Origin of the sequence: Streptomyces sp. NPDC005722, from assembly GCF_040630935.1 — a bacterium.
Classification (GTDB): Bacteria; Actinomycetota; Actinomycetes; order Streptomycetales; family Streptomycetaceae; genus Actinacidiphila.
This window is the reverse complement of sequence record NZ_JBEXYN010000035.1, coordinates 16466-40804: the sequence shown is the minus strand read 5'-3', so window position 1 is coordinate 40804 and position 24339 is coordinate 16466. Positions and strand designations below refer to the sequence as shown.

Genomic DNA, 24339 nt, shown 5'->3' with positions numbered 1-24339 from the left:
CGAAAGAGGAGTCGCAGCATGTCGTCCGTACTCATCACCGGAGCGTCCAAGGGCATCGGCCGGGCCGTCGCCGTGGAACTGGCGGCCCGTGGGCACCGTGTGATCGCCACCGCCCGACGCCCGGAGGCGCTGGCGGACCTTCCCGTCGACCGGCGCCTGCGCCTGGACGTCACCGATCAGGAGAGCGTCGACCGGGCCGTGCGCGACGCCGGAGACGTCGACGTGCTCGTCAGCAACGCGGGGGAGACCGTGCGCGCGCCCCTGGAGAGCATCCCGCTCCCGGAGGTCGAGCGGCTCTTCCGGCTCAACACGGTGGGTGCGTTGCGGGTGGCGCAGGCCGTGCTGCCCGCGATGCGCGAGAGGGGCGCGGGCCGGCTCGTCTTCGTCTCCAGCATCCAGGGGCGTCTGGTGCTGCCGATGATCGGTGCGTACGGCGCGAGCAAGTGGGCGCTGGAGGCGCTGGCCGAGACCCTCGCCATCGAGGCGGGCCACTTCGGGGTCAAGGTGAGTGTCGTGCAGCCCGGCGCCGTCTCCACCGGTGGCGGCGCGCGGGCGAAGGTGTTCCTCAAGGAGGGCGACCCGTACACCCCGCTCTACGAGGCCCTGCCCGCCCTCCGGGGCGAGGTCATCACCCCCGAGGAGGTGGCCGCGGCGGTGGCCGACACGATCGAACGGCCCGCGCCCCCGCTGCGCGTGCCGGTCGGCGCCCCCGCCGAGCAGGTCCTGCGCGCCCGCAAGGACGCCCCGGAGGCCGAGCCCTTCCTCGCGGCGCGGATCGACTGGTGACCCGGCCCGTCCCCGGCCTCTGGCCACCGGGGGCGAGGCCCCCATCGGGCCCCGGCGCCGGTCCTGGCTCGGCGGGCGTGCGGTGGACACGGAGTCCGTCGTCGAGGAGTTCGAACCCCTCTGCCGCGTCGGCCGGGGGAACGGGGAGTCCGCAAACCGAAGGTGCACGCGGTCTCGCGGCCATCGGCCATCGGCCCGGTCGGGATCGAGGAGGCGCCGGGCCGCGCGGCCGCCGGGCCGACGCACTGATCGCGGTCCCCGCTGGGCGGCACTCCCCCCGGGGAACCCCCGCGCTTCCTACCGGGTCGTCAGGCGGGGTCGGTCGCACGGCTCCGGGGCTGCGTGCGGTGCCAGGCGGCGGCGTACTCACGGGCCGCGGCACCGGGGTCGTCGGCCGCACAGATGCCGGACACGACGGCTGCCCCCGCCGCTCCGGCCTCGCGCAGGCGCGGCAGGTCGGCGGGCTCCACGCCGCCGATGGCCACGGCCGGCAGCGCGCTGAGCCGGGCGAGGCGGGCGAAGCCGTCGTGGCCGAGGGAGGGCGGCGCGTCCGCCTTGGTCCGGGTGGCGTGCAGCGCGCCGATGCCGACGTGGTGGACGCCCGCCGGGTCCCGTGCGGCGGCGAGCAGTTCGGCGGGGGTCGCGGCGCTCAGGCCCAGAACGGCGTCCGGGCCGATCAGTTCGCGTACGTCTGCCGGGGGCAGGTCCGACTGTCCCACGTGGACGCCCGTCACGTGGACGCCCCGGGCGCGGGCGGCCAGGAACACGTCCACGCGGTCGTTGACGATCAGCGCCACGCGCCGCGGGAGGACCGCCGCCACCTCCGTGACCGTGCGCAGGAAGTCACCGCCGTCGGCGTGCTTCTCGCGGATCTGCACCGCGGTGACGCCGCCCGCCACCGCCCGGGCGACGGTCTCGGCCACACCGCGGCCCCGGGCCCGGCACAGGGCCGCGTCCGTGACCAGGTAGACCGACAGATCGACCGGTGCCACCGTCACGACACCGCCGCCCGACCGGCGACGTCGGACTCCCGCAACGCGGCGAGCGCGTCCAGGAACTCCACGGCGAAACTGCCGGGCCCCGCGGCCTTCTGCGCGGCGAGTTCGGCGGCGACCGTGTACCCGGCGACGGCCGCCACCGTCGAGGCGAACCGGTCGTCGTCCACCGCCGCGTAGGCGGCCATCACGGCGCCCAGCGCGCAGCCGCCGCCCGTCACCCGGGTGAGCAGCGCGTCACCGTTGGCGACCCGCGCCACCCGCGTCCCGTCGGTGACGAGGTCCACGGGTCCGGAGACGGCCACCACGCCACCGGTCGCGCCGGCCAGGTCCCGTGCCGCTTCCCCGGCCGCATCGACACCGTCGGAGGAGTCCACCCCGCGGCCGCCGCCGCCCGCCCCCGCCAGCGCGATGATCTCCGAGGCGTTGCCCCGTACGACCGTCGGCCGCAGTTCCAGGAGCTCGCGCGCCAGCGCGGTACGCACCGGGAGCGCGCCGACCGCCACGGGGTCGAGCACCCAGGGAGTGCCGGCCGCGGTGGCGGCCCGCGCCGCCTCGACCATGGCGGAGCGCTGCTCGGCGTGCGGGGTGCCGAGGTTGACCAGGACCCCCGAGGCGACCCCGGCGAACGGTCCGGCCTCCCCCGGGATGTCGACCATGGCCGGTGCCGCGCCCAGCGCCAGCAGGACGTTGGCGGTGAACCCCGTCACCACCGAGTTGGTCAGGCACTGCACGAGCGGGGAGTGGTCCCGCACCCGAGAGAGCGCCTGCGCGGCGAGGGCGGCGTGATCGGCGGAGGTCGGGGACATACGGACTCGCTCCTCGGGTGACGGACGGTGTGTGCGGTCGCCCGCGGCCGGTGCCGTACGGCCGGGGCACGGACGGACCGGGGCGCGGGCGCGGCGGCTCAGGGCCGCGGGCGGTGGCGCAGACGCAGCGGGGTGTACACCGCGAGGGCCACGAGGAACGCCACGTAGTACGAGAGGTCGGCGCCGTGCAGGGCCTCCGCCACCGGGCCGACGTACAGGGTGGTGTCCATGAACGGCACGGCGGCGGCGAAGGCGGCCACGAAAGCGACCCCGGCGGGCCAGCCGGGCTGCGGCCGGCCGGTCTCGGCGGCGAGGTCGATCTCGGCGCCCCCGCGTGCCCGGGCCCGGGCGAACCAGTCGACGACGACGATGGCCACGAAGCCGGGGATCCAGTAGCCGACGAACAGCAGCACGTTCTGGAAGCGGGCGGTGGTGTCGGCGGCGTGCATCCACAGCACCAGGGGGAAACCCAGCACGGCGGCGAAGGCGGCCGCCGCCGGGCGCGGCACACGCACACCGACCGTCTGCAGGGCCAGGGATCCGCTGTAGTCGTTCATGGCGTTGCTGCACAGCGCGGCCAGGGCGACGGCGAGCAGTCCGAACGCCCCGAGCGGCCCACCGCCCAGCAGTTCGGCCACGCCTGCGGCGGTCTGGTCGGTCAGGACGGACGCGCCCCACAGCCCGAGCGCCTGGACGGCCACGAAGGACACCACCAGGCCCGCCAGGGTGAACCAGAACATGCGCGAGCGGGAGGTGTTCCGCGGCAGGTAGCGGCTGAAGTCGCTGGCGTACGGGGCCCAGGACAGGGTCAGGCTCAACGCGATGGTGCTGGTCAGGACGAACGCACCGCCCCGGTCGGCGCCGTGGGCCGAGCCGGTGGCGGCGGGGTCGACGCCGTCGAGCAGCTTCCAGGCGATCAGCGCGAAGGCCGCGGCGAGCACGAAGGTCATGACGATCTGCAGCCGGTGGATGGCCTCGTAGCCCAGGACTCCGAGGGCGCCCTGCGCGACCATCATCACCAGGACCCCGACCCAGAAGGGCAGACCGCACAGCCGGGCCAGCGCGTCACCGCCGAAGAGCCCGATCAGCGCGTCCCAGGCGACCGAGGACAGCCACTGCAGGACACCGGGCACCGCGACGGCCCGGCCGAAGGCGAGCCGGGCCAGCGGGAGCTGCCCGGCGCCGGTCCGGCTCCCCCAGGTGCCCAGGTAGGCGGTGGGCACGGCGCCGATCACGGTGCCGAGCACCACGGCCGCGAGCGCGGTGGCGAAGTCCAGGCCCAGGGCGATGCCGATGGTGCCGGTGAACACACCGGTCATGGTCAGGTTGGGCGCGAACCACACGGTGAACAGGCGCCCCGGCCCTCCGTAGCGGTTGCTCTCGGGAACCGGTTGTATGCCGTGTGCTTCGATCCGGAGATCGCCCGCGGCGGCGGGCATCCGGCCGTCGAAGACTGTGGGCCGGCCGTCTGCGGGCAGACCGCCGGAAACATGCGCCAATGGCATGGAGACATCCCTCCGCCAGTACGAACTGGTTCAGGTTCGACGGGTGTGATCTCAGCCCCGGTGGGGCACCCCGTGTCCGGTACGAGGGACAGGGTAACCCGACGGCGCCGGCCCGCGGGGACGGCCCCCACCTCGGCCTTCGCGGGTGCGTCGGGTGGCGTCGGGAGTCGTCGGTGCCGCGGATCGGGGGGCGCGTGCGCGGGGGATGTCGTGGCGTGGCGGCCGGCACCGAGGGGGAACGACCACCCGGCGCGCCCCGCTCGGCGGGGCGGATCCTTTGACGGGACGTCAGTGCCCGGCTCGGAAAGGCCTGTTGCGGTCCGGTGCGCAGGTCAGATGCGGACGCCGAACTGGAACGGCATGTTGTTGATGGACTCGTACCGCACGAACGTGCCGGTGCGCGGCGCGTGCAGGACCATGCCGTTGCCCGCGTAGAGGCCGACGTGGTGCAGGTCGCCGTAGAAGAGCACGAGGTCGCCGGGCATCAGCTGGCTCATCGACAGCCGCGTGCCGGCGTTGGCCTGCCCCTGCGAGGGCCGCGGTATGTAGGTGCCGGCCTGGGCGTAGGCCCAGGAGGTGAGGCCGGAGCAGTCGAAGGAGCCCGGACCGGACGCACCGAAGACGTACGGCGAGCCGAGCTTGGTCTTCGCGGCGGCGAGGGCGGCGGCGGCCAGCGAGGAGGCGGGCGCGTCGTTGCCGAGGTCCACGCGCTCGTTGGAGCGGTCGGCGCGGCCGTCGGCGGCGGCCAGGGAGGCGCGCTGGGCGGCGGTCAGCGAGTTGAGCAGCTGCCGCGCCTCGGCGAGCTTCGCCTGGACTTCCTTCTTCTTCCTGCCCAGTTCGGTGCGGGTCTCGTCGAGCTCGCCGAGCTTGCTCGCGGCCTCCGCCTTCTGCTGGTCGAGGGCGCGCTTCTTCTCCGCGATCTGCCGGAGCGCCTCGGCCTGCTTGGTGCTCAGCTGGTCGAGGGCGGACGCCTTGTCGAGGTAGGTGTCCGGGTCGGAGGAGAGGAAGAGCTGGAGCGACGGGTCGATGCCGCCGCTGCGGTACTGGGCGCTGGCCAGGGTGCCCAGGTCGTCCCGGAGGTCGTTGAGCTCGGCCTGCCGGCGGGCCACCTCGTCCTGGACGTCCTCGACCTGCTTCTGCAGCCTCTCCTGCTTCTCCTTGGCGCCGTTGAACTTCTCGGTCGCCTGCTCCGCCTGCTCGTAGAGGCCGTCGACCTTGGCCTTGACGCTCTTGACGGACGGCTTGGCGGGAGCGGCCTGGGCCGCCTGCGCGGACAGGGCGACGGCTGCGGCGGCGGTCGCGGTGAGCACGGTGACACGTGTGCGGCCGGCCTGCTTGGGACGACGGTGGGACGCCACTGGCGCGAGCTCCTTCTTCCTCCAGCCGCCTGCCGCGCGCGCCGGGAACTGCGTTCCCGTCACCCGCACGGCATTTCGGATCGGCGGGACCTCCGCAGCCATCCGGAATGGATGATCGACCGGGCGGAGGTTCGGTGAATGACCTTAATCATCACCACGCGCGTGAATCAAACCCCTGACGGGAAAAGGCAGTCCACGCACCGTTTCTTTACCCGTCCCGGCACTTCCGTGCCCGTGTGGCGCAGGTCACACCTCGAAAAGTTGCCTCATATCCCGGCGGGTTTCAGCCGAATCCGGTTGGCACCCGTGCCGCATATCCCAATACCCAGAGGCGAATTCCCCGCATTCGGCGCGGCATGAATTGGCGATGCTTTTCCCGGGCCGCCACGGGCCCGCGTACCCGGGCGGCGGTGCCGCCGCCCGGGTACGGCCGGGTCAGGCGCGGGAGAAGAGCCCGATGCCTTCGGGGACCGGGCGCTCGGCGCCGCCGGTGGGGTGGTTCCGGACGACTGGCGCACCGGACACGGCGTCGCGGGTCACCAAGGTGGAGGAGCCGCCGCCGTCCAGGTTGACCCCGTCCTCGGCGCCCACGGCCTGGAAGACGTCCGCCAGTTCGGCGACCGTCAGCCCGGCGCCCGCCTCGGCGCTTCCGTCCAGCACGAGCAGGTTCAGCAGCCGGCCGCCGTCGCCGATCGCGGCCCCGGTCCTGGTCGCCACGGCCTTGGCGTCCAGGCCCGGCAGGGGGGCGCCGTCACGCAGGACGGGGTAGCCGCCGACGGCGAACTCCAGGCGCTTGCCGCTCGCGCTCCTCAACTTCTCCGAGACGCGGACGCGTTCGCCCACCTTGAGCGTACGCAGCTCCGCGGCCCCGGCCTCACGGCCGACCAGGACCACCGTGCCGGGTTCGATGGCGCCGGCGCCGATGGTGTCGGAGCCGAAGACCACTCGGCCGTCCCGCACGGTCACCTCGTAGGCGTCCGTGGTGCACGCGCCGGCGCGCAGGGTGTCGGTGCCGCACACGGCGCGCTGCCGTGACACCTCGCCCCACCGGGAGTCGAAGGCTCCGATGCCGCCCTCCGCGACGGCGTACTGGTTCAGCCCCTCGAGGTCGAACCGCTTGCCCTTGCGGGCCCGGACCGTGCCGTCGAGGGTGAGCTCGTCCAGCCGCGCCTTGTGGTCGTAGCCCACGCCGATGACGTCGCGGGTCGACGTGCCGGGCGGCAGTCCGGGGCCGAAGCGTTGGCCGTTCGGCACGGCCGCCTTCAGGGCCACGCCGTCGGAGACCGCCGGCCCGACCGCGGAACCGGTCGCCTGGACGCCGGGGTGCTGCGTCTCGTCGATGTTGAAGAAGTCGGCGTTGATTCCGGCCACCGCGCCCTGCGCCGCGACGAGCTGCGAGAGCTTGGCGCGGGCCGCGACCTTCCCCGGTGAGAGCAGGCCCACCGAGACGTGCCGGTCGCGCAGGTCGGCGGTGACCACGTGTCCGGTGACCGTGCCGTGCGACGCGGTCACCGAGAAGGACTGGTAGGTGATGCCGGGCGCGACCGTCACGCCGTCCGCCACCCGCACCCGCCCGACGGCGTCGGCCTGGCCGGCCCCCGCGCCGAGCATCATCATCGTCGTCGTCATCACCGCCGCCGCGGACACGGCTGCCGCGCGGACCCGACCGATCGGTCTCGTCATCTGATGTCCTGTCGTCTTGCGTGCATGACGCACGAGTACTGGCCGCAGCCATCAGAAAGGGCCCGGGGGAAGGGCTGGTGGCAGTTTCCTGACAGGTCGACGAATCCTGGCGGACCGGGGGCGGTCGTCCCGCCCGGCAGGGGGACGCCGAGTGGTTTTCGGGCACTCCGTTGTCCGCCGCCAAGCCCACGAACCGCCACGGGGAAGTCGGTTCAGGTCCTGTGCCGTTGAACTCGGGGCCACCGGCCCGGAAAGCGACGGCGCGCCACGGGGCAGCCCCACGCCCTGCGCCCGGACGAGAGCCGCATCCGTGAGGCGGACGAGGCCTGGGTACCGGTGATCACGCCGGACGGCCCCGCGGTGCTGGTGTGGTCCAACTCTGACTGAGCCCCGGCGAACGCCGGCTACGCGTTGAGGCCGTAGCGGACCTCGGTGCGGGCGGCGGTGAAACCCGCCCGTTCGTACAGACTCTGCCCGCCGGTCGGGCTGTCGGAGTCCACTTCGATGCTCGCCCGGTCGAAGCCGTCCGCCTGTGCGGAGCGCAGCGCGTGGCGGATGAGTGCACTCGCGACGCCCCGCTTGCGGTACGCACGGCGGGTCGCGAGGGTCATGACGTGGGCGTCACGGACGCCGGTCGCCTCGGTGTCCGCGTCCCACGAGAAGGTCAGCAGCATGCCGGCAGCGGTACCGCTGTCCGCGTCGCGCAGCAGGAAGCTGAGGCCGGGGCGGAAGGCCGGCCAGCCGAGTGAGGCGCGCCACTGCTCCTCCGACGCCGGGGACCCGCCCCAGCGGTCGAGGAAGGCCTCGTTCCTGATGGCGAGGAACTCGGCGTCGTTGTCGGCGGAATGGCCCTCGAAGACGAGGCCTTCCGGCGTCGGCACGTCGACGGCGGCGGCGCCGAGCGGATGCCGCAGGTGCGCGTACCAGCGCACGGGTGTCATGCCGGCGGCCCGGTAGCAGGCGAGCGCGCCGTCGTTGCGCGCGTTGTTCTGGACGTCGACGGCAAGTGGCAGGCCGGGGTGGTGGATCGCGTGCAGCGCCTTCGCACTCGCGATCCCCGCGGACAGCAGCTCCGCGCCGAGCCCGCGGCGCCTGCAGTCCGGGTGCACGCCTCCGCTGACCATCACCCGGTGCACCCCTGCCGCGAGCGGCCTGTGCGCGGCGGAGGAGTAACCGACCATGGTGTCCCCGTCGAAGACGCCGACCGTGCCACGGCCGAGGTCGAGCAGCGGGGCGTTGATCTGGTCGGCGGCGTCCTCCTCGGAGTAGTACTCACCGAAGGTGTCGACTACCTCGATCGCGTTGAGGAGTTGGGCCCGGGCGGCGGCGTCCGCCGGGGCGATCGGACGCCGGGTGAGACGCGCGAGGTCAGGGGTCACGGCCCGACCCTGGGCACCCCGGATCACGGCGTCATCCCGGTTTCCGTCACCGCCGCCCGCGCGACCACTACTCCGCTTGCAGGACGAAGAACAGGAAGCACAGGAACCGCGGCTTGGCCGCGAGGGCTTCGGGGAAGAGCTCGCGGGCGGCGGGGTCGGGGTCCGGCTCGCTGACGGCCGCGATGCGGAAGCCCGCCGCGGTGAAGGCGTCGGTCATCGCGTGGAGCGGCCGGTGCCAGAGGCTCATCAGGGCGGTCCGGTCCCCGAAGGTCCACTCGTCGGTCCAGTTGGTGGTGTCGAGGTAGTGGTGCTCGTCCCCCCGGCCGGCCTCGCGGTGCAAGGTGGCGATGACGAAGGGATGGTCGACGGACGCGATCAGCCGGCCGCCGGGCTTGAGCACGCGCCGCAACTCGGCCAGGGCGGGCCCCCAGTCCTCCAGGTAGTGCAGCACCAGGGACGCGACGACGTCGTCGAACGTGTCGTCGGCGTACGGGAGCGGGCTCCCGAGGTCGGCCAGCCGGAGGTCCGCCCCCGCACCGAGCCGGCGGCGCGCCAGCTCCAGCATCCCCTCGCTCACGTCGAAGCCGCTCACGACGGCGCCCCGGTCGCGCAGCGCCGCGGACAGGGGCCCGGCGCCGCATCCGGCGTCGAGGATGCGCCGCCCGGTGACGTCCCCGGCGAGGGCCAGCATCGCGGGGCGCTCGTAGTGGGCGTTGATGAGGTTGGTCTCGTTCTCACCGGAGTACGCCTCGGCGAAGCTGGTGTAGTCGTTGACCTTCGGCGGGTCGACGGTCACGGCGGTGCGCCCGGGGTGGCCCTCGTGCCCTTGCTGCTCGTCAGAAGTCACGGTGCGAGGGACGCCGCCCGCATCCGCGCGGTTCCTGGCCGGGCCCGGATCCGCGACCGGTCCCTGTCATCTCACGCGGGACCGCTGTCCGGTTCGGTGAGGCGCGCGGTGAGGAACATGCGCTCGGCCTCGTTGCCGGTCAGCTCCAGGGCCCGCCGGTACGCGGCCGCCGCTTCGTCCGAACGCCCGAGGCGCCGCAGCAGGTCCGCCTTCACGGCGGGCAGGTACTGGTACCCGGCGAGCCGGCCCTCCTGCTCCAGCGCCTCGACCTGGGCCAGCGCGACCGCCGGTCCGTGGGCCATCGACACCGGCACGGTCCGGTTCAGTGCGACGACCGGTGAGGGCCAGAGCGACAGCAGCCTGTCGTAGAGCGCCACGATCTGCGGCCAGTCCGTCTCCTCGTACGCCGGGGCTTCGGCGTACAGCGAGGCGATCGCCGCCTGCAGGAGGTAGCGTCCCGCGCGGCCACCGCGCAGCCCGGTCACGATCAGCTCGTGTGCCTCGGCCAGCGCGGTACGGTCCCACAGCGAGCGGTCCTGCTCGGCGAGGCGCAACAGCCGGCCGTCGGCGCCGGTCCGGGTGGCGCGTCGGGCGTCGGTGACCAGGAGCAGTGCCAGCAGCCCGCGGACCTCGGGCTCGTCGGGCATGAGGTTCCGCAGGGTGCGGGCCAGGTGCAGCGCGTGATCGGCCAGGTCGGTGCGCATGAGCGTCGGGCCCGAGGGGGCCGTGTGTCCGCTGGTGAACAGCAGGTGGAGTACGCCGAGCACGGCCGTGAGCCGGTCGGGCAACTCCGCCGGCCGTGGCACCCGGTAGGGAATGCGGGCGACGGAGATCTTCTTCTTCGCCCGGGTGATCCGCGCGGCCATCGTCCGTTCCGACACCAGCAGGGCCCGGGCGACGTCCGGTGTCGGCAGCCCGCACACCAACCGGAGCGTGAGCGCGAGTTGCGCCTCCGGGGCGAGGGCGGGATGGCAGCAGGTGAAGATGAGGCGCAGCCGTTCGTCGGGGACGGCGTCCTCCGGGTCCGGGGTGTCGCTCCCCCCGGGTCGGCCGAGCTCGTCCAGGGCGAGTTCGTCGACGGCCTCTTCGGGTTCGACCAGCAGGGGCAGCTTCGAGCGGAACGTCCGCTCGCGGCGGATCGCGTCCATCGCCCGGCGCTTGGCCGCCGTGGTGAGCCAGGCCGCGGGATTGCCCGGGATCCCGTCGCGTTCCCAGACCGACAGTGCCGCGGCGTACGCCTCCTGTACGCATTCCTCGGCCAGGTCCAGGTCGCGGGCGACGCGCACCGTCGCGGCGAGCACGAGGGCCCACTCGCTCCGGTGCGCGTCGGCGACCGTTCGTCCTGCGGTCGTCGCAGGCGTCATCGGGCGACGGGCGCGATGCCGCCGGCGACGGGCCGCACCTCGACACCGCCGCGACCCCACCGGACCGCCGGGTTGCGGCGCGCCAGTTCCAGGGCGGCGTCGAGGTCGGGAGCCTCGATCACAAGGAAGCCGGCGACGACTTCCTTGGAGTCGATGAAGGGGCCGTCGGTGACGACGTCCCCGCGCAGCGAGGTGGCGGTGTCGGCGGACCGCAGGGCGTACGCCGTGATCATGGCACCGGAGTCGACGAGGTCGTCGGCGTGCCGCTTGCTCGCCGCCTGCTGCTCGGGGGTGTAGTCGCCGGCCTCGGGGGCGTCGAAGATGAGGATCGCGTATTGCGCCACGAGGGGTCTCCTTGGTCGTGTGTCCGCTCGGTACGCCTCTACGTCGGACGGGCGGCGCTGATTCGACAGCACCGTACGCGAAACTTCCTCCGGCGCCCCGAGCCGGTTCCGGCAACCCCGGCGCGCGGCTACGACAGCGCCGATCCCGCCTTCCACTGTTCCCACGACATGTTCCAGCCGTTGAGCCCGTTGTCGGGGGCGATCGTGTGGTCGTGGGAGTGCTTGACGACGACCACGTCGCCGATGAGGGAGTTGGTGTAGAACCACGCCGCGTTCTGCCCGGGGTCGCCGCCGCCGCGGACGTCGTTGAGCCCCACGCAGCCGTGGCTCACGTTGGAGTGCCCGAAGACGGAGTCCGGTGCCCAGTAGTTGCCGTGGATGAAGGTGCCGGAGGTGGACAGCCGCATGGCGTGCGGGACGTCGGGGATGTCGTACTCCCCGGCGTAGCCGACCGTGGCGCCGTCCATGCGGGTGGTGATGAGCTTCTGCGAGATCACCATCTGCCCGTTGTACGTGGTGCTTCCCGGTGCCCCGGAGGTGATCGGGATCGTGCGGATGGTGGCGCCGTCGCGTTCGACCCGCATCCTGTGCGTGCCGGCGTCGACGGTGGAGACCTGGCGGCGGCCGACGGCGAAGCGGACGGTCCTGTCCTGGGTGCCGTACGCGTTCGCGGCGCCCTTCACGCCGTCCAGGCGCAGGCTCAGCGTGACGTGGCTGTGCGCCTTCCAGTACGTCTCGGGGCGCAGGTCCAGGCGCTGGTCGCCGAACCAGTGGCCGACGACCTCCTGGCCGCTGTCGCTGGTGACGCGTATGCCGCGTTCCACGGCCTCCTTGTCGGTGACCGGCTTGTTGAAGGTCAGCGAGACGGGCATGCCGACGCCGACGGTCGAGCCGTCCTCGGGGGTGAAGGTGCCGACGAGGCGGTCGTCCTTCGCGAGGGTGGTGAAGGACAGGGTGCGGGTCTGCTTGCCGCCCGCTTCGTCCGAGGCGTGGACGACGAGACGGTACGAGGTGCCGTAGGCCAGGGCGGCGTCCGGGGACCAGCGGTGGTGGTCGCCGGCCACGGTCCCGCGCACCGGCCGGCCGGCAGCGGTGGTGAGGGTGACGGACGAGATCGTGCCGCCGGAGACCTCGACGTCGCCCGCGCCGCGGACGGAGGCGTGCCGGTCGCCGTCGTCGGCGCCCGTGGTGAGCCGGAAGGCGGCCGCCGCGGCCCGGGGTTCGGACGAGGCGGCCTTGGCGGACGCCGTGCCGTGCGCGTCGGGAGTGGCGGCGGGCTCCTGGCCGGCGCAGGCGGTGAGCACCGAGGCCCCGACGACGGCGAGGGCGATCACGGTGAGGCGGGGAAGGGACGGCACGCTTGCTCCTGTGGGCCGCGGAGGTGTCATCGGGCGAGGGAGGCCGCGTCGCCCATGACGACGACGGGGTGGGCGGCGGGGTCCAGGGTCTGCAGCAACTGCTTCATGTGCGCCTTGGCGATGCTGACGCAGGCGTGGGTGGGGCCGCCGTGGTCGACGTGGATCCATATGCCGCTGCCGCGGTTCGGGCCCATGGGCTGGGCACCGTTCATGGGCGACGTACCGGGCTGCCGGTTGTAGTTGATGGCGATGACGTAGTCGAAGGAACCGGCGAGCGACTCACCCAGGAAGCCTCTGGCGTCGGTGGAGAACCCGTTGGAGCGGTGGTAGGTCAGCCTGGTGCCGGGGTCGGCCAGGAGTCCTCCCGCGTCGGTGAGACCGAACACCCCGATGGGGCTGTGCAGATCGCCCGCGTAGTGCTCGTCGGTCCAGCCCTTGTAGCCGTTGTGGGCGTCCCACACTGCTCCGGGACGCCAGCCGCCGTCGACGCGCTCGTAGAACACGACCTTCGACTTCGGGGACTTCTTGCCGGCTCCGGTGACCAGGACGACCTGCCGGGTGGCGGCCGGGATCCGCGCGAGGGTCTTGGGGCCGAGCCCCGGCAGCAGCTCGGGGTACTGCGGCTTCGGCGGGGCCGACGTCCGCGGCGCGGCGGGCGCGTCGGCAGGCTGCCCGGACGCCGGCGGCGCGGCGTCCTGGACGACCGCCGCCGTCTCGGGGGCCGGGGCGGGGTTCTTCTCGGGCAGGTGCTGGTAGGCGGCGATCCCCAGTGAGGAGACGACCACGGCGGCGGCCGCGGATATGTAGGGCCTGTGGAGGCGCATGGGCGCGGGCTTTCTCGGGAGGAAGGGAGTTCGGGGGGCAGACCCGTGGCGGGGCTCACGGATCCGTAGGACCGGGTGGTGACCGCGGGCGGTGCGGCACGTGTCGCGTGGCGGCCCGTGCCGTGGGGGCGGCCCGGGGCCGCGAGGGTGGTCTCACACCCGTTCAACCGGGCGGACGCCGGATCGGGTTGCCCGGCCGCCGGGGACGATCGGGGCCGGGGCGGCGTGGCCCGTGGGCAGGGTCGTACAAGCCCGTGGGCGGGGTCTTCGAGGCCCGCGGGCGCGGTCGTACATGCCCGTGGGCGGGGTCGTCGAGGCCGGTGGCCGCAGAGGGCGGCGCCGAGCAGCGGCCGGGCACGCCGGCCGTCGCCCGGGGATCCGCGACGTCGCGTCAGCGGCGGATCCCCGGGGCCGTGGGGCGGGGCTCGCGGGGGCGAGTCACCGGCGTGCGTGTGCCGTCCGGGCCGCGTCGCGCGGCCCCAGGGTCACTTGCGGGCGTTCTTCGGCACGGTGATCTGTTGCTCGCCCCAGCTCATCCGGGTGGTCGCGTTGTAGTTCACCGTCGTGCCGGCGGCGAGTCCGGCCGCCGCGGCCCGGGCGGACGGCGTGACCAGCACGAGTTCGTCGCTGAGCATGGCGCCGGTGGCCGGGTCGACGATCAGCCGCTGCCGTGTGGTCCCCAGCGGTCCGCGGTAGGTGACGGGGAAGTCGACGGCCACGCCTTCACGGCCGAGGGGGTCGGCGACTCCCCCGGTGACCTTGACCCCGGGCAGTTCCGCCATCACCCGGTACGCGGCCGCCCGGACACCGGGCTTCACGGGCATGGTGGCGAGGTTGCCCGCCTGGCGCAGCATCCAGGAGGTGCGGCCGGAGCCGCCGGTGTCGGCGCCGTTGTCCTGCGCGTACAGCCGCTCCAGGTAACGGCGCAGCTCCCCGCTGGTGGCGGGCAGTGCGCGCAGGTCCTTGTAGGTGACGTTGCGGGGACCGACGGCGTAGATCTTGTCGTCGACGTTGGTCCGCATGACCATCGGGGGCCGGGTGCCCATCGTGTAGGCGATCTTGCCGGTTCCGGTCGCCTTGCCGATCTCGGCCGACACGGTGCCCGGGGAGCCCGCGGCGCGCCAGCGGGCCTCGTCCTCGTCGGTCAGGGGCGCGGTCACGGCGTCCAGACCGGAGACCATCAGGCTCCCGGTGCCCGGGCGCACGCCCACCGACCACTCCTCGGTGGAGGAGCTGCGCACGGCGAACAGGTGCCCCTCCTCGCCGCCGACGTCCACGTTCTGCGAGCGGGTGGTGGTCTGCCAGTACGTTCCCTCGGCGGCCGAGACCTCCGCCTGCCGGGCCGCGCTGAGCAGCTGGATGTGGCCGTCGACGCGGAGGTCGGCGCCGTCGTCCGGTGCGCTCGTCACGGCGGCGGACGGCGGCTGTGCGGCCGGCCGGCCGGCGGGCTGCTGCCCGTCGAGGGTGCTCACGACCACGACGGACGCCGCCGCGGCCGCGATCGCCACGGCTCCCACCGGGCGGAACACGCTCCTGCGGCGGGGGGCGAGGAAGCGTGCCGCGGGGCCGTCCGTCGCCCCGGCGGTGATGCGTGCCAGGTCCTGGCGCTGCCGCACGGGGTCCACCAGCCGGGACGGGTCCAGTTCCTCGGGTCGCGCGTCGGCGAGCACCTTCAGGACGTCTGGCCGCCCGGACGGCTCGGGGGTCTTCTTCACGCGGGTGCTCCTTCGCGGTGGGTGGGGTACGGGGCGTCTGCGGGAGGTGCGGGCGCGGGCTCCGTCCCGGGGGGCGGGCGCTCCGTCGCGGAAGGTGCGGGCGGGTGTTCCGTCGCCGGGGTCGCCCCCAGGGCCTTCTCCAGCCGGCGGCGGGCCCGGTACAGCCGGACGGTGAGCGTCGCGGTGCTGCAGTCCAGGACCTGTGCGGCCTCCTTGGCGCTCAGCCCGTGCCACGCGATCAGCGTGAGCAGTTCCCGGTCGGCCTCCGGCAGACCCGCGAGGGCCTGCAGCGCGTCGTGCCGGCCCGCGACCTCGGCCGCGACGTCACCGGCGGCGGCGCCGGCGCCGCTGCTGATGCGCCGTGCCTCCTCGGCGGCGAGGAGGTACTGGTGTGCGTCCCTGCGGCGCAGTTCGCGCACCAGGTTGCGGGCCACACCCAGCAGCCACGGCAGGGCCGGGTCCGGGACGTCCCGCACCCGCCGCCAGGCGACGGTGAACGTCTCGCTGGCGATGTCCTCCCCTACCTGCCGACCGACCAGGCCGGTGGCGTAGGCAAGGACCCGCGGGTAGCACTCCTCGTAGACGTCCCGGAAGCGTTGGGCATGTGTCACGCGCCGTCCCCTCATCTCGCACTCTCACCATGGAGTGAGCGCGGCGGCCCGTTTCTTACACGCCGGGGCGGGAATTCCCGCGGATGTGGTCCACATCACGTCCGCGGAAGCTCCGGAGCTCCGGGCACGCGCCGGGCACGCGCCGGGCGGGACGCCGGCGGGCTCGCCCGGCGGTGCTGCGCGCAGGTCACCGGCGTACCGGCACCGGGAGAGCTTACGAAAGGCCGCCTCGGCGGCGTCACCCGCGGGGGGCGGCGGGCTGCGTACGGCCACGGCGTGGCGAGCGGGACGGATAGCAGGCGACGACGGACGGCCGCCGCCCCTGCGCGGGGCGGCGGCCGTCACGGTGGGCCGGTCAATGGGGCGCGGCCGCCGGCTCCAGCACGAAGACCGGGATCTCACGGTCGGTGTTCTTCTGGTACTCGGCGTAGTCGGGCCACGCCTCCACCGCGCGGTCCCACCACCGCGTCCGCTCCCCCCCCGTGACCTCACGGGCCGTCATGTCCTGGCGCACGGGACCGTCCTGCAGTTCCACCCGGGGGTCGGCGACCATGTTGTGGTACCAGACCGGGTGCCTGGGGGCGCCGCCCTTGGACGCGACCACCGCGTAGCGGCCGTCGTGCTCCACGCGCATCAGCGGCGTCTTGCGGATCCTGCCGGACCTGGCGCCCAGCGTCGTCAGGACGATCACGGGCCTGCCGCGCAGCGTGGTCCCATCGGTCCCCCCGGAACCCTCGTACAGCTCGACCTGGTCACGGACCCACTGCTCGGGGCTCGGCTGGTACTCGCCCACCAAAGGCACGTCGTTCTCCCGTCTCGGCATACGGCATCGGCAACCTCGACATCCTCACGCACCTGCCGCCTTCCCGGTGGCAGACCCGCCACGCGCCGCCGGTCACCGGGCGGATTCCGGCGCCCTCGCGCCGTGTGCCGCTACCCGGGGTGCCCCGGCCCCTGCTCCCCCGCCGGGGGCAGCGACCGGATGGCCCGGCCGCTCACCTCGCCCGGTACGACGCGGATCCACAGGTCGCGCGTCCCCCCGGCCCAGGGTTCGCCGCCGGGCCGTCGGCCGAGGGCGTCCGAGACGGCGCTGTCGCCGATCGGCTCGGCGGTGCCCGTCACCAGGACGCTCCAGCCGAGACGGTGCTGCTCGTCGACGAAGTCGGCCTCGAAGGCGAGCTTGGTGCCGGGACCGACCGCGGCTGCGCCGGCCGGGTCCGTCCGGTAGACGACCGTGTTCCCGTCCACGAGGAAGTTGACGGGCAGCAGGACGGGGGCCTCGTCGCCCCGGCCCGCCGTGTGGGCCACGCGGCCGATGCCGTGCGTGCCCAGCCGTTCCCAGCACTCGCCCTCGGTCAGGCGCTGCAGCACCGGCCGGGTCGCGGGGCCGCCGCGTCCCGGCGGCGCCTCGCGGGGGCCCGCGGCCAGCTCCTCGTACGTCGTTCCCAGCACGTGGGCGACCCGCCGCAGGGCCGCGGCGTCGAACCGGGGGCCCAGCTCCTCGACCTGCCGCAGGTAGGCCGTCGACATCCCGGCCCGGACGGCGAGCTCCTCGCGGGACATGCCCAGCCGCTCCCGCCGCACGGCGATGCGGCCGGCCACGTCCTCGCCGTCGAAGGAGCCCGCTCCCGCCGCGCCGGCCTGGTCCTGACCACCCTGCACTCCGCTCACCTCCCGCGTCACGTCTCCCTTCAGCGCAGCAGACCCGCCGCCGCCCCGCCAGTCCGCAGCCGGCGGGTGCGGCCGGGCGGGCGCGGCCGGGCGGGCGCGGCCGGAGGTCAGGCGAGGGCCGGTTCGCGTGCGACGGCGGCGAGGCCTCCGGCGCGGGACAGCAGATGGACGCAGCCGGCGCACAGCAGGCCGGTCGCCGTCAGCGCGAGCCAGGGCAGCCAGGGCCTGTGGCCGCTGTCCGCGACGTCCCAGAGGGCGCCGGTGGCGAGGTTGCCCACGGTGATGCCCAGGCCGGAGACGGTGTTGTACCAGCCGTAGTGCGTGGCGACGAGGCGTTCTCCGGAGAGCGTGACGATGGTGTCCATCTCGAAGGGGTAGACCACCGCGCTGCCCACCGCGAGCACCGCGACCGCGATCACGAGCAGGGCGACCGCGACGACGGCGTTCGGCGTCCCGCCGGACGGGTCGGGGCTCGCGGCGAGGGGGGCGAAGGCCAGGCCCATGAGCAGGATCCCGCCGACGATCGCCTGCGGCCCGCTCCAGCGGGCCCGGACCCAGCCGGTGATGCGCAGCTGGCCGAGGACCGCCACGACGGCCGAGACGATGAACAGGCCGCTGGTCACGGCCTGTCCGCCGCTGCCCAGCAGCCGGTGGGCCTGCAGGGGCAGCGCCAGGTAGACCTGGAAGGTCAGCACGTAGGAGCCGATCATGGCCAGCGAGAACAGCATGAACGGCCGGTTGCCCAGCACCTGCCGCCAGGAGCCGAGGACGCCGGCCACCGCGCCGGGGCCGGTGCCGGAGGCGCTGCTGCTGCCGTTGCCGGGGTCGTCGGCCGGCCGCCGGTCGGGCAGGGCCCGGGATTGCAGGACGGTGAGCACCGCGAAGACGGCCGCGGCCGTCAGGCACACCGCCCGGAAGTCCCAGACGAGCAGGGCCAGGCCGACGAGCGGACCGATCAGGACGCCCGCCTGGTAGAAGACGTTGAACAGGGCGAAGCCCTCGACGCGCCGCTCGCCCGCCTCCACGGCCAGGTAGGCGCGGACCGCGGGGTTGAACAGCGCGCCCGCGAAGCCCGCGGCGGCCGAGGCGGCGACCAGCGCGGGCAGGGAGTCGACCAGGCCCAGCAGCGCGAAGCCCGCGGTGCGCAGGGTGCAGCCGATGACGATGGGTGTCTTGTAGCCGAAGCGGTCGGCGATGGTGCCGCCGAGCACGAACATGCCCTGCTGGGAGAAGTTCCGTACGCCCAGGACGAGGCCGACGGCCCAGGCGGCCAGGCCGAGGCCGCCGGCGAGGTGGTCGGCCAGGTAGGGCATGAGCATGAAGAAGCCCAGGTTGATGGCGAACTGGTTGGCCATCAGCAGCCGGGCCGGGGCGTCGAAGGAGCGGACCTGCCGCCACAGGCCCTTCACCGGGCGGCCTCGAAGGACGTGCCGTCGGGACGGAGGTCCGGCGCTCCGGCGAGCGGGTCCCGGACGGTGGTGCAGCGGGTCCAGCGGTCGACCACGGTCTCGCCCGGGTGGGCGATCTCCTCGGGCTCCTCGGACGGTTCGTGGTCCAGCAGGCCGTGGGACCGGCAGTACGGGTCGTCGAAGACGGTGCCGAGGTAGCGTTGCGGGCCGTCGGGGAAGACGGTCACGACCCGGGTCTCGGCCGGCAGCGTACGGGCCAGCCAGCGGGAGACCAGGGCGACCGCGCCCACGCTCCAGCCGCCGGTGGCGTAGTGGTCGCGCGCGAGGCGGCGGCAGGCCCACACCGCCTCCGCGGCGGCCACCCAGTGCACCTCGTCGAACGCCGGGTAGTCGACGTTGCGGGGGTGGATGCTGCTGCCCAGGCCGCGCATGAGCCGGGCGGCCGGCGGCTGGCCGAAGATCGTCGACCCGGTGGTGTCGACGCCGACCAGCCGCAGGTGCGGGAAGAACGCGCGCAGCGGGCCGCTGACCCCGGCCGAGTGCCCGCCGGTGCCCACGCTCGCGACGAGGACGTCGATGCGGCCGAGCTGGGCGACGAGTTCGTGGGCGAGGACGGCGTAGGCGGCGACGTTGTCCGGGTTGTGGTACTGGTCCGGGCACCATGCGGCCGGGTCCTCGGCCAGGAGTTCGCGCACCCGGTCGCGGCGGGCCTGCTGCCAGCCGCCGACGGGGTCCGGTGCGGTGACGGCCTCGACGGTCGCCCCGTAGGCGGTGAGCAGGGCGACCAGGGGCGGTTCCATGCCGGGGTCGGTGACCACCGTGACCGCGTGCCCGTGCACGGCGCCCGCGAGGGCCAGCCCGAGGCCGAGCGTGCCGCTGGTCGACTCCACGATCCGCGCGCCGGGCAGGAGTTCGCCGCGGGCGCGGGCGGCCTCGATCATGTACAGCGCGGAGCGGTCCTTGATGCCGCCGGGGTTGAAGCCCTCGAGCTTGGCCCAGAAGCCGCGGCCGTCGGGGACGAAGGGCGATCCGACCCACAGGACGGGTGTGTTGCCGACCAGTCCGGCCGGGGTGCGGCGCGGGGGCGCCGTGCCGGCCGGGAGTTCGGCCGGGGAGGCGGGTGTGCCGGGGTGGGGGAGGGTGCTCATACGTGTCTCTCCTGCGGCCGTCGCCGTGGCGCGGCCGCTGCTCGTACGGATCGAGGGGCGCGGGCGGCCAGGCCCTTCGCACGGTGCGGGGAGGGCGGGCCGGTGACCTGTCAGGTCCGCGATACGCAGAGCAGGCTCAGTGTTCCTGGGCCGGACCGTTGCGGGGCGCAAGGACGGCCGGCGCTTCCGGGGGCGGCGCGGGACGGGTGGGGCGCGGCTGCCGCGGCCGGCGGTACGCCCTCGGGGCCGGGGCCCGTGGGAGCGCCGGCGGGCCGGGGGCGGGGGTCGGGGAGCCGGTCGAGGGCGACCCCGCACAGCGCGTGGTGGTCGTCCCGCGGCCTGCCTCCGCGGGCCGCGTCCTGCCCGGGCGGCGCGGCGTCGTCCGCGGGCCGGCAGGCGGCCGGGGACGTCGGGGCGGCGGCGAGGGTGTCGTTGCCGGCGCGTTCCGGGCCGTGCGCGCAGGCCACCAGGTGGATGCCGGTGAACACGAGCGTGGCCAGGAGCAGGAGCACCCCGCGCGGGGAGACGCGCTGACCCGCTCGCCACATCATGCGACGCACAGTAGTCGATCAGTCACGTCACGCGGTGGACGGCCCGCTGCCGCGCGGCCGTGTCACCGGGCCGGCAGGTCGAGCACCCGGAAGCGGCCCGGGGGGACGGACCAGGTCCGGCCGCCGAGGCGGACCCGGACGGGTCCCGCCGCGGAGGCGGGAACCGCGATGCTGACGTGTTCCCCGTCGACGTGGACGCGGACGCCCCAGTGGCCCCGGTAGCGCACCGTGAAGGCGAACGTCGACAGCTGCGGCATCGGCACCGGATCGAGCCACAGGGCGTCGTCGCGGGCTTCCAGGCCGGTCAGGCCGCGCTGCACGAGGTCGAGGGTGCCGGCCATGGCCCCCAGGTGGATGCCTTCCTCGGTGGTGCCGCCCTGGACGTCGGTGACGTCGCCCAGCAGGGCCTCCTGGGCGCAGGACCAGGCGTCGGAACGGTCGGCGCGGACCAGCACCCAGGCGTGCACCAGTCCGCTGAGGGTGGATCCGTGGCTGGTGCGCCGCAGGTAGTAGTCGACCGTCGACCGCCATGTGGCGTCGTCCAGCGGGTACCCCAGGCGCTCGAAGACGCGCTGCAGTTCGGTGGGCGGGAAGAGGTAGCCCAGCATGAGCACGTCGGCCTGCTTGGAGGCCTGGTAGCGGTTGACGGAGTCCCCCTCCGACTCCAGGATCCGGTCCAGCCGGCGGATGTCGCCGTGCCGGGCGCGGCAGCCCTCCCAGTCCAGCTCCTCCAGCTCGCCGTAGCCGGCGAACTGGCTGATCACACCGGCGTGCCGGGGGACGTACAGCTTGCGCGAGACGTCCTCCCAGCGGTCCGTCTCCGCCGGCCCGAGGCCCGTGCGCTCGCGGAGTTCGTCGCGGCGCGGCGCCGGGAGGGCGCGCCACAGTTCCAGGGTGCGGTCCATCACCCAGGCGGCGGTGACGTTGGTGTAGGTGTTGTCGTCGACACCGGGTGTCGGGGAGCCCGGGTAGGCGTCGTGGTACTCGTCCGGTCCCACGACACCGCGGATGCGGTAGCGGCCGCCGTCCTCGCAGTCGGGGTCCCAGGTGGCCAGGCAGGCCCAGAAGCGGGCGATCTGCAGCAGCATCTCGGCGCCCTTGGTGTAGAGGAACTCCGTGTCGCCGGTGGCCTGGCCGTACCGCCAGACGTTGTAGGCCACGGCGGAGCCGACGTGGTGCTGGAGCCTGGTGTGGTCGGGCAGCCAGCGTCCCGAGCGCGGGTTGAGGTGGAGGGTCTGGGTCTCCTCCCGCCCGTCGCTGCCGCTCTGCCACGGGTACATGGCGCCGGTGCAGCCCACCTGTTCGGCCGCCCGGCACGCCTCCTCCAGACGGCGGTGGCGGTACTCCAGCAGCGACCGGGACACCTCGGGGAAGTGCAGGTCCAGGTAGGGCAGCACGAACAGCTCGTCCCAGAAGACGTGTCCGCGGTAGGCCTCTCCGTGCAGGCCCCTGGCGGGCACGCCCACGTCCAGCTCGGCGGTGTGCGGGGAGAGGGTCTGCAGGACGTGGAAGGCGTGCAGTCGCAGGATCCGTCCGGCCGCGCCGGGGACGTCCAGGCCTGCGCGGCGCCACAGCCGCTCCCACGCGGCGGCGTGCGAGTCGAGGAGGCCGGAGAAGTCCGGGGCCCGTTCGGCACGGTCGAGCGCGGCGTGCAGTGGGTCGCTGATGGCCCGGTCGCGGGACGTGTGCAGGGCGACGGTCTTCTCGACGACGGCCGGCCGGTGCGGCTCCACGGGGACGGTCAGCCGGTGGACGGCGGTGTGCTCCCCGGCCTCCAGTGACCGGGCGGCCGCCGGATGCGGGGTGGCGCGGGTGCGGGCGGCGAGCGCGACGGCCAGGTCGGAGACGGTCGTACGGCACCGCAGCCAGACCGTGTCGGGTGGCGAGGTCCCGGTCTGCGTTCCGGTGAGGTGACGTCCGTTCAGGTCCTGGTAGCGGGGGACGCCCGCGTTGTGGACGTCGCCGTCAAGCGCGGACTCCACCTCCACTTCCCCGGACCAGCCGCCCTCGGCGTGGAAGACGGTGCGCAGGGCGGCGAGGTGCGGGTCCTGCATGTGCACCAGCCTGGTCTGTTCGACGGCGAGGGTCCGCCCGCGCGAGTCACGCAGCCGGAACGTCCGGGTCAGGGTGGCGTGTTGGAGGTCGAGGAGCTGCCGGTGCTCGAGCAGTGTGCCGTCGTCGGGGGTGAACCACGTCCCACCTTCCCTGATCCTGAACCGCAGCGGCAGCCAGTTGGGCAGGTTGACCAGGTCCTCGTTCTCGACCTTCCGCCCGGCGACGGCCGAGTGGAGACGGTTGTAGCAGCCCGCGACGTAGGTGCCGGGGTAGTGGTGGGGACCGGCGACCGTCTCCGGGGCGGCGCCGCGGGTGGCGAAGTAGCCGTTGCCCAGGGTGCACAGCGCCTCGCGCAGGCGTTCCCGGGCGGGGTCGTAGCCCTCGTACGACCAGGTCCACTCCCCCATCGTCGCCCCTCTCCGGGATCCCGGGACCGGGTGCCGGGCCCGCGGCACGGCCCCGCCGGCGGCAGGAGGGCGTGCGGCGCTCCCTCCCGTCCAGTCTCCTCCGGATGCCCCCGCCCCGCCCGTGGGAGGCGGGGACCCGGGGAACGGGGGCGGGGTCGTCGCGCGGGGTCGTCGCGCGGGCGTCAGGGGACGCGGGCGACTCCGGCGTAGATCCCGCTGTCCTCGGGGGCCGGCGCCTGGGGTGGCCGGGACCACTCCGGGGCCGTCACCAGGCCGGGGGCGACCATGTCCAGCCCGTCGAAGAAGCGGGCGACCTCCGGGCGGGTGCGGAAGGCGAGGCGGATGCCGCCCCTGGCGTACTCGGCGGTGACCTGCGCCGCGAGCTCCGGCTGGAGGTCCGACGCGGCGTGCGACAGGACGAGGTGGCTGCCCGGGGCCAGGGCGGACAGCAGGGTGCGCACGATGGCGTGGGCGTCCTGTTCGCCGGGGACGAAGTGCAGCAGCGCGACGAGCGAGAGCGCGACGGGTCGTGTGAGGTCCAGGACGCCGCGGGCGTGCTCCACGATCTCCTCCGGCCGGCGGACGTCGGCCTGGAGGAAGTCCGTGACGCCTTCGGGGCGGCCGGCCAGCAGCGCCTGTGCGTGGTGCAGCACCAGGGGGTCGTTGTCGGTGTAGACGACCTTCGCCGCCGGCGTCACGCGCTGGACGATCTGGTGCAGGTTGGGTTCGGTGGGGATGCCCGAGCCGATGTCGAGGAACTGGTCGACGCCCTGCGCGGCGAGCCAGGCGGCGGCCCGCTGCATGAACTGCCGGTTCTGCCGCGCCGCGTCACGCGCCTCGGGCGGCAGTTTCCCGCCCACGGCCTCGTCGGCGGGGTAGTTGTCGCTGCCGCCCAGCAGCCAGTCGTAGACGCGTGCCGGGTGGGCCCGGCCGGTGTCGATCCGCGGAGGATGGGGGGTGCCGGTCGTCATGACGGACTCCGTCGCGCGAGGGGGGCCGGTCGTGCTGTCGGTCCCGGCAGTCTCGCACACCAACCGGCATGCAGACACGGGTACTTGGCGCGTACGGCCGGGTCCGCCCGGATCTTTGGACCCACAAATGGCGACATCTTCGGGCGCTCCCGAATTCACGCCACATCGGCGTGATCATTGATTTCCGCGCACAGCGGTCCCGTCGAAACTTTCGCGGAGGGCGGGACCCGCACCCTACCGCACGCCGCATTCCCTTGTTTCCGGCGAGTGAACTGCCCGGGCGCTCTTCCACACGTCGACCGGAGTGATATCCGTTGGGCATACCAGCAGGTGAGCGGGGTTCCTGAGCTCACGTCAGAATACGTCTCGGCAATCGACGCCATCCGCCTGGAAAACACAGAAGGCTACAGTCCGTTAGTGCGGAGTTCAAGTGCTTTACACGGCCTCTTCGTTGGTGATCAGATTCCTCCGATCATCCACTCTGGAGGGCAATGTGAGACCCCGTTTCCCCCGAAGATACGCAGCGGCGACAGCCACCGCTCTCGTCGC

The 24339-nt window shown here is 74.0% G+C and carries 22 protein-coding genes and 1 riboswitch; of the genes, 2 read left to right on the top strand and 20 right to left on the bottom strand.

What is annotated here, in order from left to right:
• Window positions 1-18 precede the first annotated feature (18 nt).
• Entirely contained in the window at window positions 19-786 is a 768-nt protein-coding gene (locus ABZ479_RS30595) for an SDR family oxidoreductase (protein WP_500464583.1), read from the top strand.
• Window positions 787-1094: 308 nt separating this feature from the next.
• On the opposite strand, the gene thiE is transcribed toward ABZ479_RS30595, so the two are convergent.
• The 5 genes from thiE to ABZ479_RS30570 all read right to left on the bottom strand — a co-directional run bounded on the left by thiE (window position 1095) and on the right by ABZ479_RS30570 (window position 7136).
• Window positions 1095-1778 carry a thiamine phosphate synthase gene (thiE, locus tag ABZ479_RS30590; protein ID WP_500464582.1) on the bottom strand — a complete coding sequence of 228 codons (684 nt, stop codon included), beginning with the start codon at window positions 1776-1778 and terminating at the stop codon, window positions 1095-1097.
• 2 nt (window positions 1779-1780) lie between these two features.
• The gene (gene thiM, locus ABZ479_RS30585; protein ID WP_500464581.1) at window positions 1781-2590 is read right to left on the bottom strand and encodes a hydroxyethylthiazole kinase; all 810 of its coding nucleotides are present in this window, start codon (window positions 2588-2590) and stop codon (window positions 1781-1783) included.
• Window positions 2591-2688: 98 nt separating this feature from the next.
• Window positions 2689-4095, bottom strand: coding sequence for a purine-cytosine permease family protein (locus tag ABZ479_RS30580; RefSeq protein WP_500464580.1), 1407 nt, complete (start codon window positions 4093-4095; stop codon window positions 2689-2691).
• Window positions 4086-4178, bottom strand: a riboswitch (TPP riboswitch). Its footprint overlaps the gene before it by 10 nt.
• A gap of 249 nt (window positions 4179-4427) precedes the next feature.
• Window positions 4428-5453 carry a C40 family peptidase gene (locus ABZ479_RS30575; RefSeq protein ID WP_500464579.1) on the bottom strand — a complete coding sequence of 342 codons (1026 nt, stop codon included), beginning with the start codon at window positions 5451-5453 and terminating at the stop codon, window positions 4428-4430.
• A gap of 435 nt (window positions 5454-5888) precedes the next feature.
• A complete protein-coding gene (locus ABZ479_RS30570) occupies window positions 5889-7136 on the bottom strand; it encodes a phosphodiester glycosidase family protein (protein ID WP_500464578.1) in 1248 nt (415 codons plus the stop codon).
• A 285-nt stretch (window positions 7137-7421) separates the two neighbouring features.
• Here ABZ479_RS30570 and ABZ479_RS30565 point away from each other — a divergent pair, with 285 nt between their 5' ends.
• Window positions 7422-7523: a DUF6210 family protein gene (locus ABZ479_RS30565; protein WP_500464624.1), complete on the top strand. Its 102-nt coding sequence runs from the start codon at window positions 7422-7424 to the stop codon at window positions 7521-7523.
• Window positions 7524-7540: 17 nt separating this feature from the next.
• Here the strand turns inward: ABZ479_RS30565 and ABZ479_RS30560 are convergent, their stop codons facing one another.
• The 15 genes from ABZ479_RS30560 to ABZ479_RS30490 form a co-directional block, all read right to left on the bottom strand.
• Complete coding sequence (locus tag ABZ479_RS30560) at window positions 7541-8515, bottom strand: GNAT family N-acetyltransferase (RefSeq protein WP_500464577.1); 975 nt, start codon at window positions 8513-8515, stop codon at window positions 7541-7543.
• 67 nt (window positions 8516-8582) lie between these two features.
• Window positions 8583-9362 carry a class I SAM-dependent methyltransferase gene (locus ABZ479_RS30555; RefSeq protein ID WP_500464576.1) on the bottom strand — a complete coding sequence of 260 codons (780 nt, stop codon included), beginning with the start codon at window positions 9360-9362 and terminating at the stop codon, window positions 8583-8585.
• Between the two features lie 71 nt (window positions 9363-9433).
• Window positions 9434-10726 carry an RNA polymerase sigma factor gene (locus ABZ479_RS30550; RefSeq protein WP_500464575.1) on the bottom strand — a complete coding sequence of 431 codons (1293 nt, stop codon included), beginning with the start codon at window positions 10724-10726 and terminating at the stop codon, window positions 9434-9436.
• Window positions 10723-11070, bottom strand: coding sequence for a YciI family protein (locus tag ABZ479_RS30545; protein ID WP_500464574.1), 348 nt, complete (start codon window positions 11068-11070; stop codon window positions 10723-10725). The genes ABZ479_RS30550 and ABZ479_RS30545 overlap by 4 nt, the downstream gene beginning before the upstream one ends.
• A 128-nt stretch (window positions 11071-11198) precedes the next feature.
• Window positions 11199-12428, bottom strand: coding sequence for a L,D-transpeptidase (locus ABZ479_RS30540; RefSeq protein ID WP_500464573.1), 1230 nt, complete (start codon window positions 12426-12428; stop codon window positions 11199-11201).
• A gap of 26 nt (window positions 12429-12454) precedes the next feature.
• Entirely contained in the window at window positions 12455-13252 is a 798-nt protein-coding gene (locus ABZ479_RS30535) for a L,D-transpeptidase family protein (RefSeq protein WP_500464572.1), read from the bottom strand.
• Between the two features lie 485 nt (window positions 13253-13737).
• Window positions 13738-14967 (bottom strand): CU044_5270 family protein, encoded by a 1230-nt coding sequence (locus tag ABZ479_RS30530; RefSeq protein WP_500464571.1) that lies wholly within the window; start codon window positions 14965-14967, stop codon window positions 13738-13740.
• A complete protein-coding gene (locus tag ABZ479_RS30525; protein WP_499606799.1) occupies window positions 14964-15578 on the bottom strand; it encodes an RNA polymerase sigma factor in 615 nt (204 codons plus the stop codon). Before ABZ479_RS30525 ends, ABZ479_RS30530 begins: the two co-directional genes overlap by 4 nt.
• 355 nt (window positions 15579-15933) lie before the next feature.
• A complete protein-coding gene (locus tag ABZ479_RS30520; RefSeq protein WP_500464623.1) occupies window positions 15934-16380 on the bottom strand; it encodes a nitroreductase family deazaflavin-dependent oxidoreductase in 447 nt (148 codons plus the stop codon).
• A gap of 131 nt (window positions 16381-16511) precedes the next feature.
• Window positions 16512-17249 (bottom strand): helix-turn-helix domain-containing protein, encoded by a 738-nt coding sequence (locus tag ABZ479_RS30515; RefSeq protein WP_500464570.1) that lies wholly within the window; start codon window positions 17247-17249, stop codon window positions 16512-16514.
• A gap of 107 nt (window positions 17250-17356) precedes the next feature.
• Window positions 17357-18658, bottom strand: coding sequence for an MDR family MFS transporter (locus ABZ479_RS30510; protein WP_500464569.1), 1302 nt, complete (start codon window positions 18656-18658; stop codon window positions 17357-17359).
• Window positions 18655-19806: a PLP-dependent cysteine synthase family protein gene (locus ABZ479_RS30505; RefSeq protein ID WP_500464568.1), complete on the bottom strand. Its 1152-nt coding sequence runs from the start codon at window positions 19804-19806 to the stop codon at window positions 18655-18657. Before ABZ479_RS30505 ends, ABZ479_RS30510 begins: the two co-directional genes overlap by 4 nt.
• A 110-nt stretch (window positions 19807-19916) precedes the next feature.
• A complete protein-coding gene (locus ABZ479_RS30500) occupies window positions 19917-20357 on the bottom strand; it encodes a hypothetical protein (protein ID WP_500464567.1) in 441 nt (146 codons plus the stop codon).
• Between the two features lie 62 nt (window positions 20358-20419).
• Entirely contained in the window at window positions 20420-22819 is a 2400-nt protein-coding gene (locus ABZ479_RS30495) for a glycoside hydrolase family 65 protein (protein ID WP_500464566.1), read from the bottom strand.
• 182 nt (window positions 22820-23001) lie between these two features.
• On the bottom strand, window positions 23002-23790 hold the full coding sequence (locus tag ABZ479_RS30490) for an SAM-dependent methyltransferase (RefSeq protein ID WP_500464565.1): 789 nt from the start codon (window positions 23788-23790) through the stop codon (window positions 23002-23004).
• Between the last annotated feature and the right edge of the window lie 549 nt (window positions 23791-24339).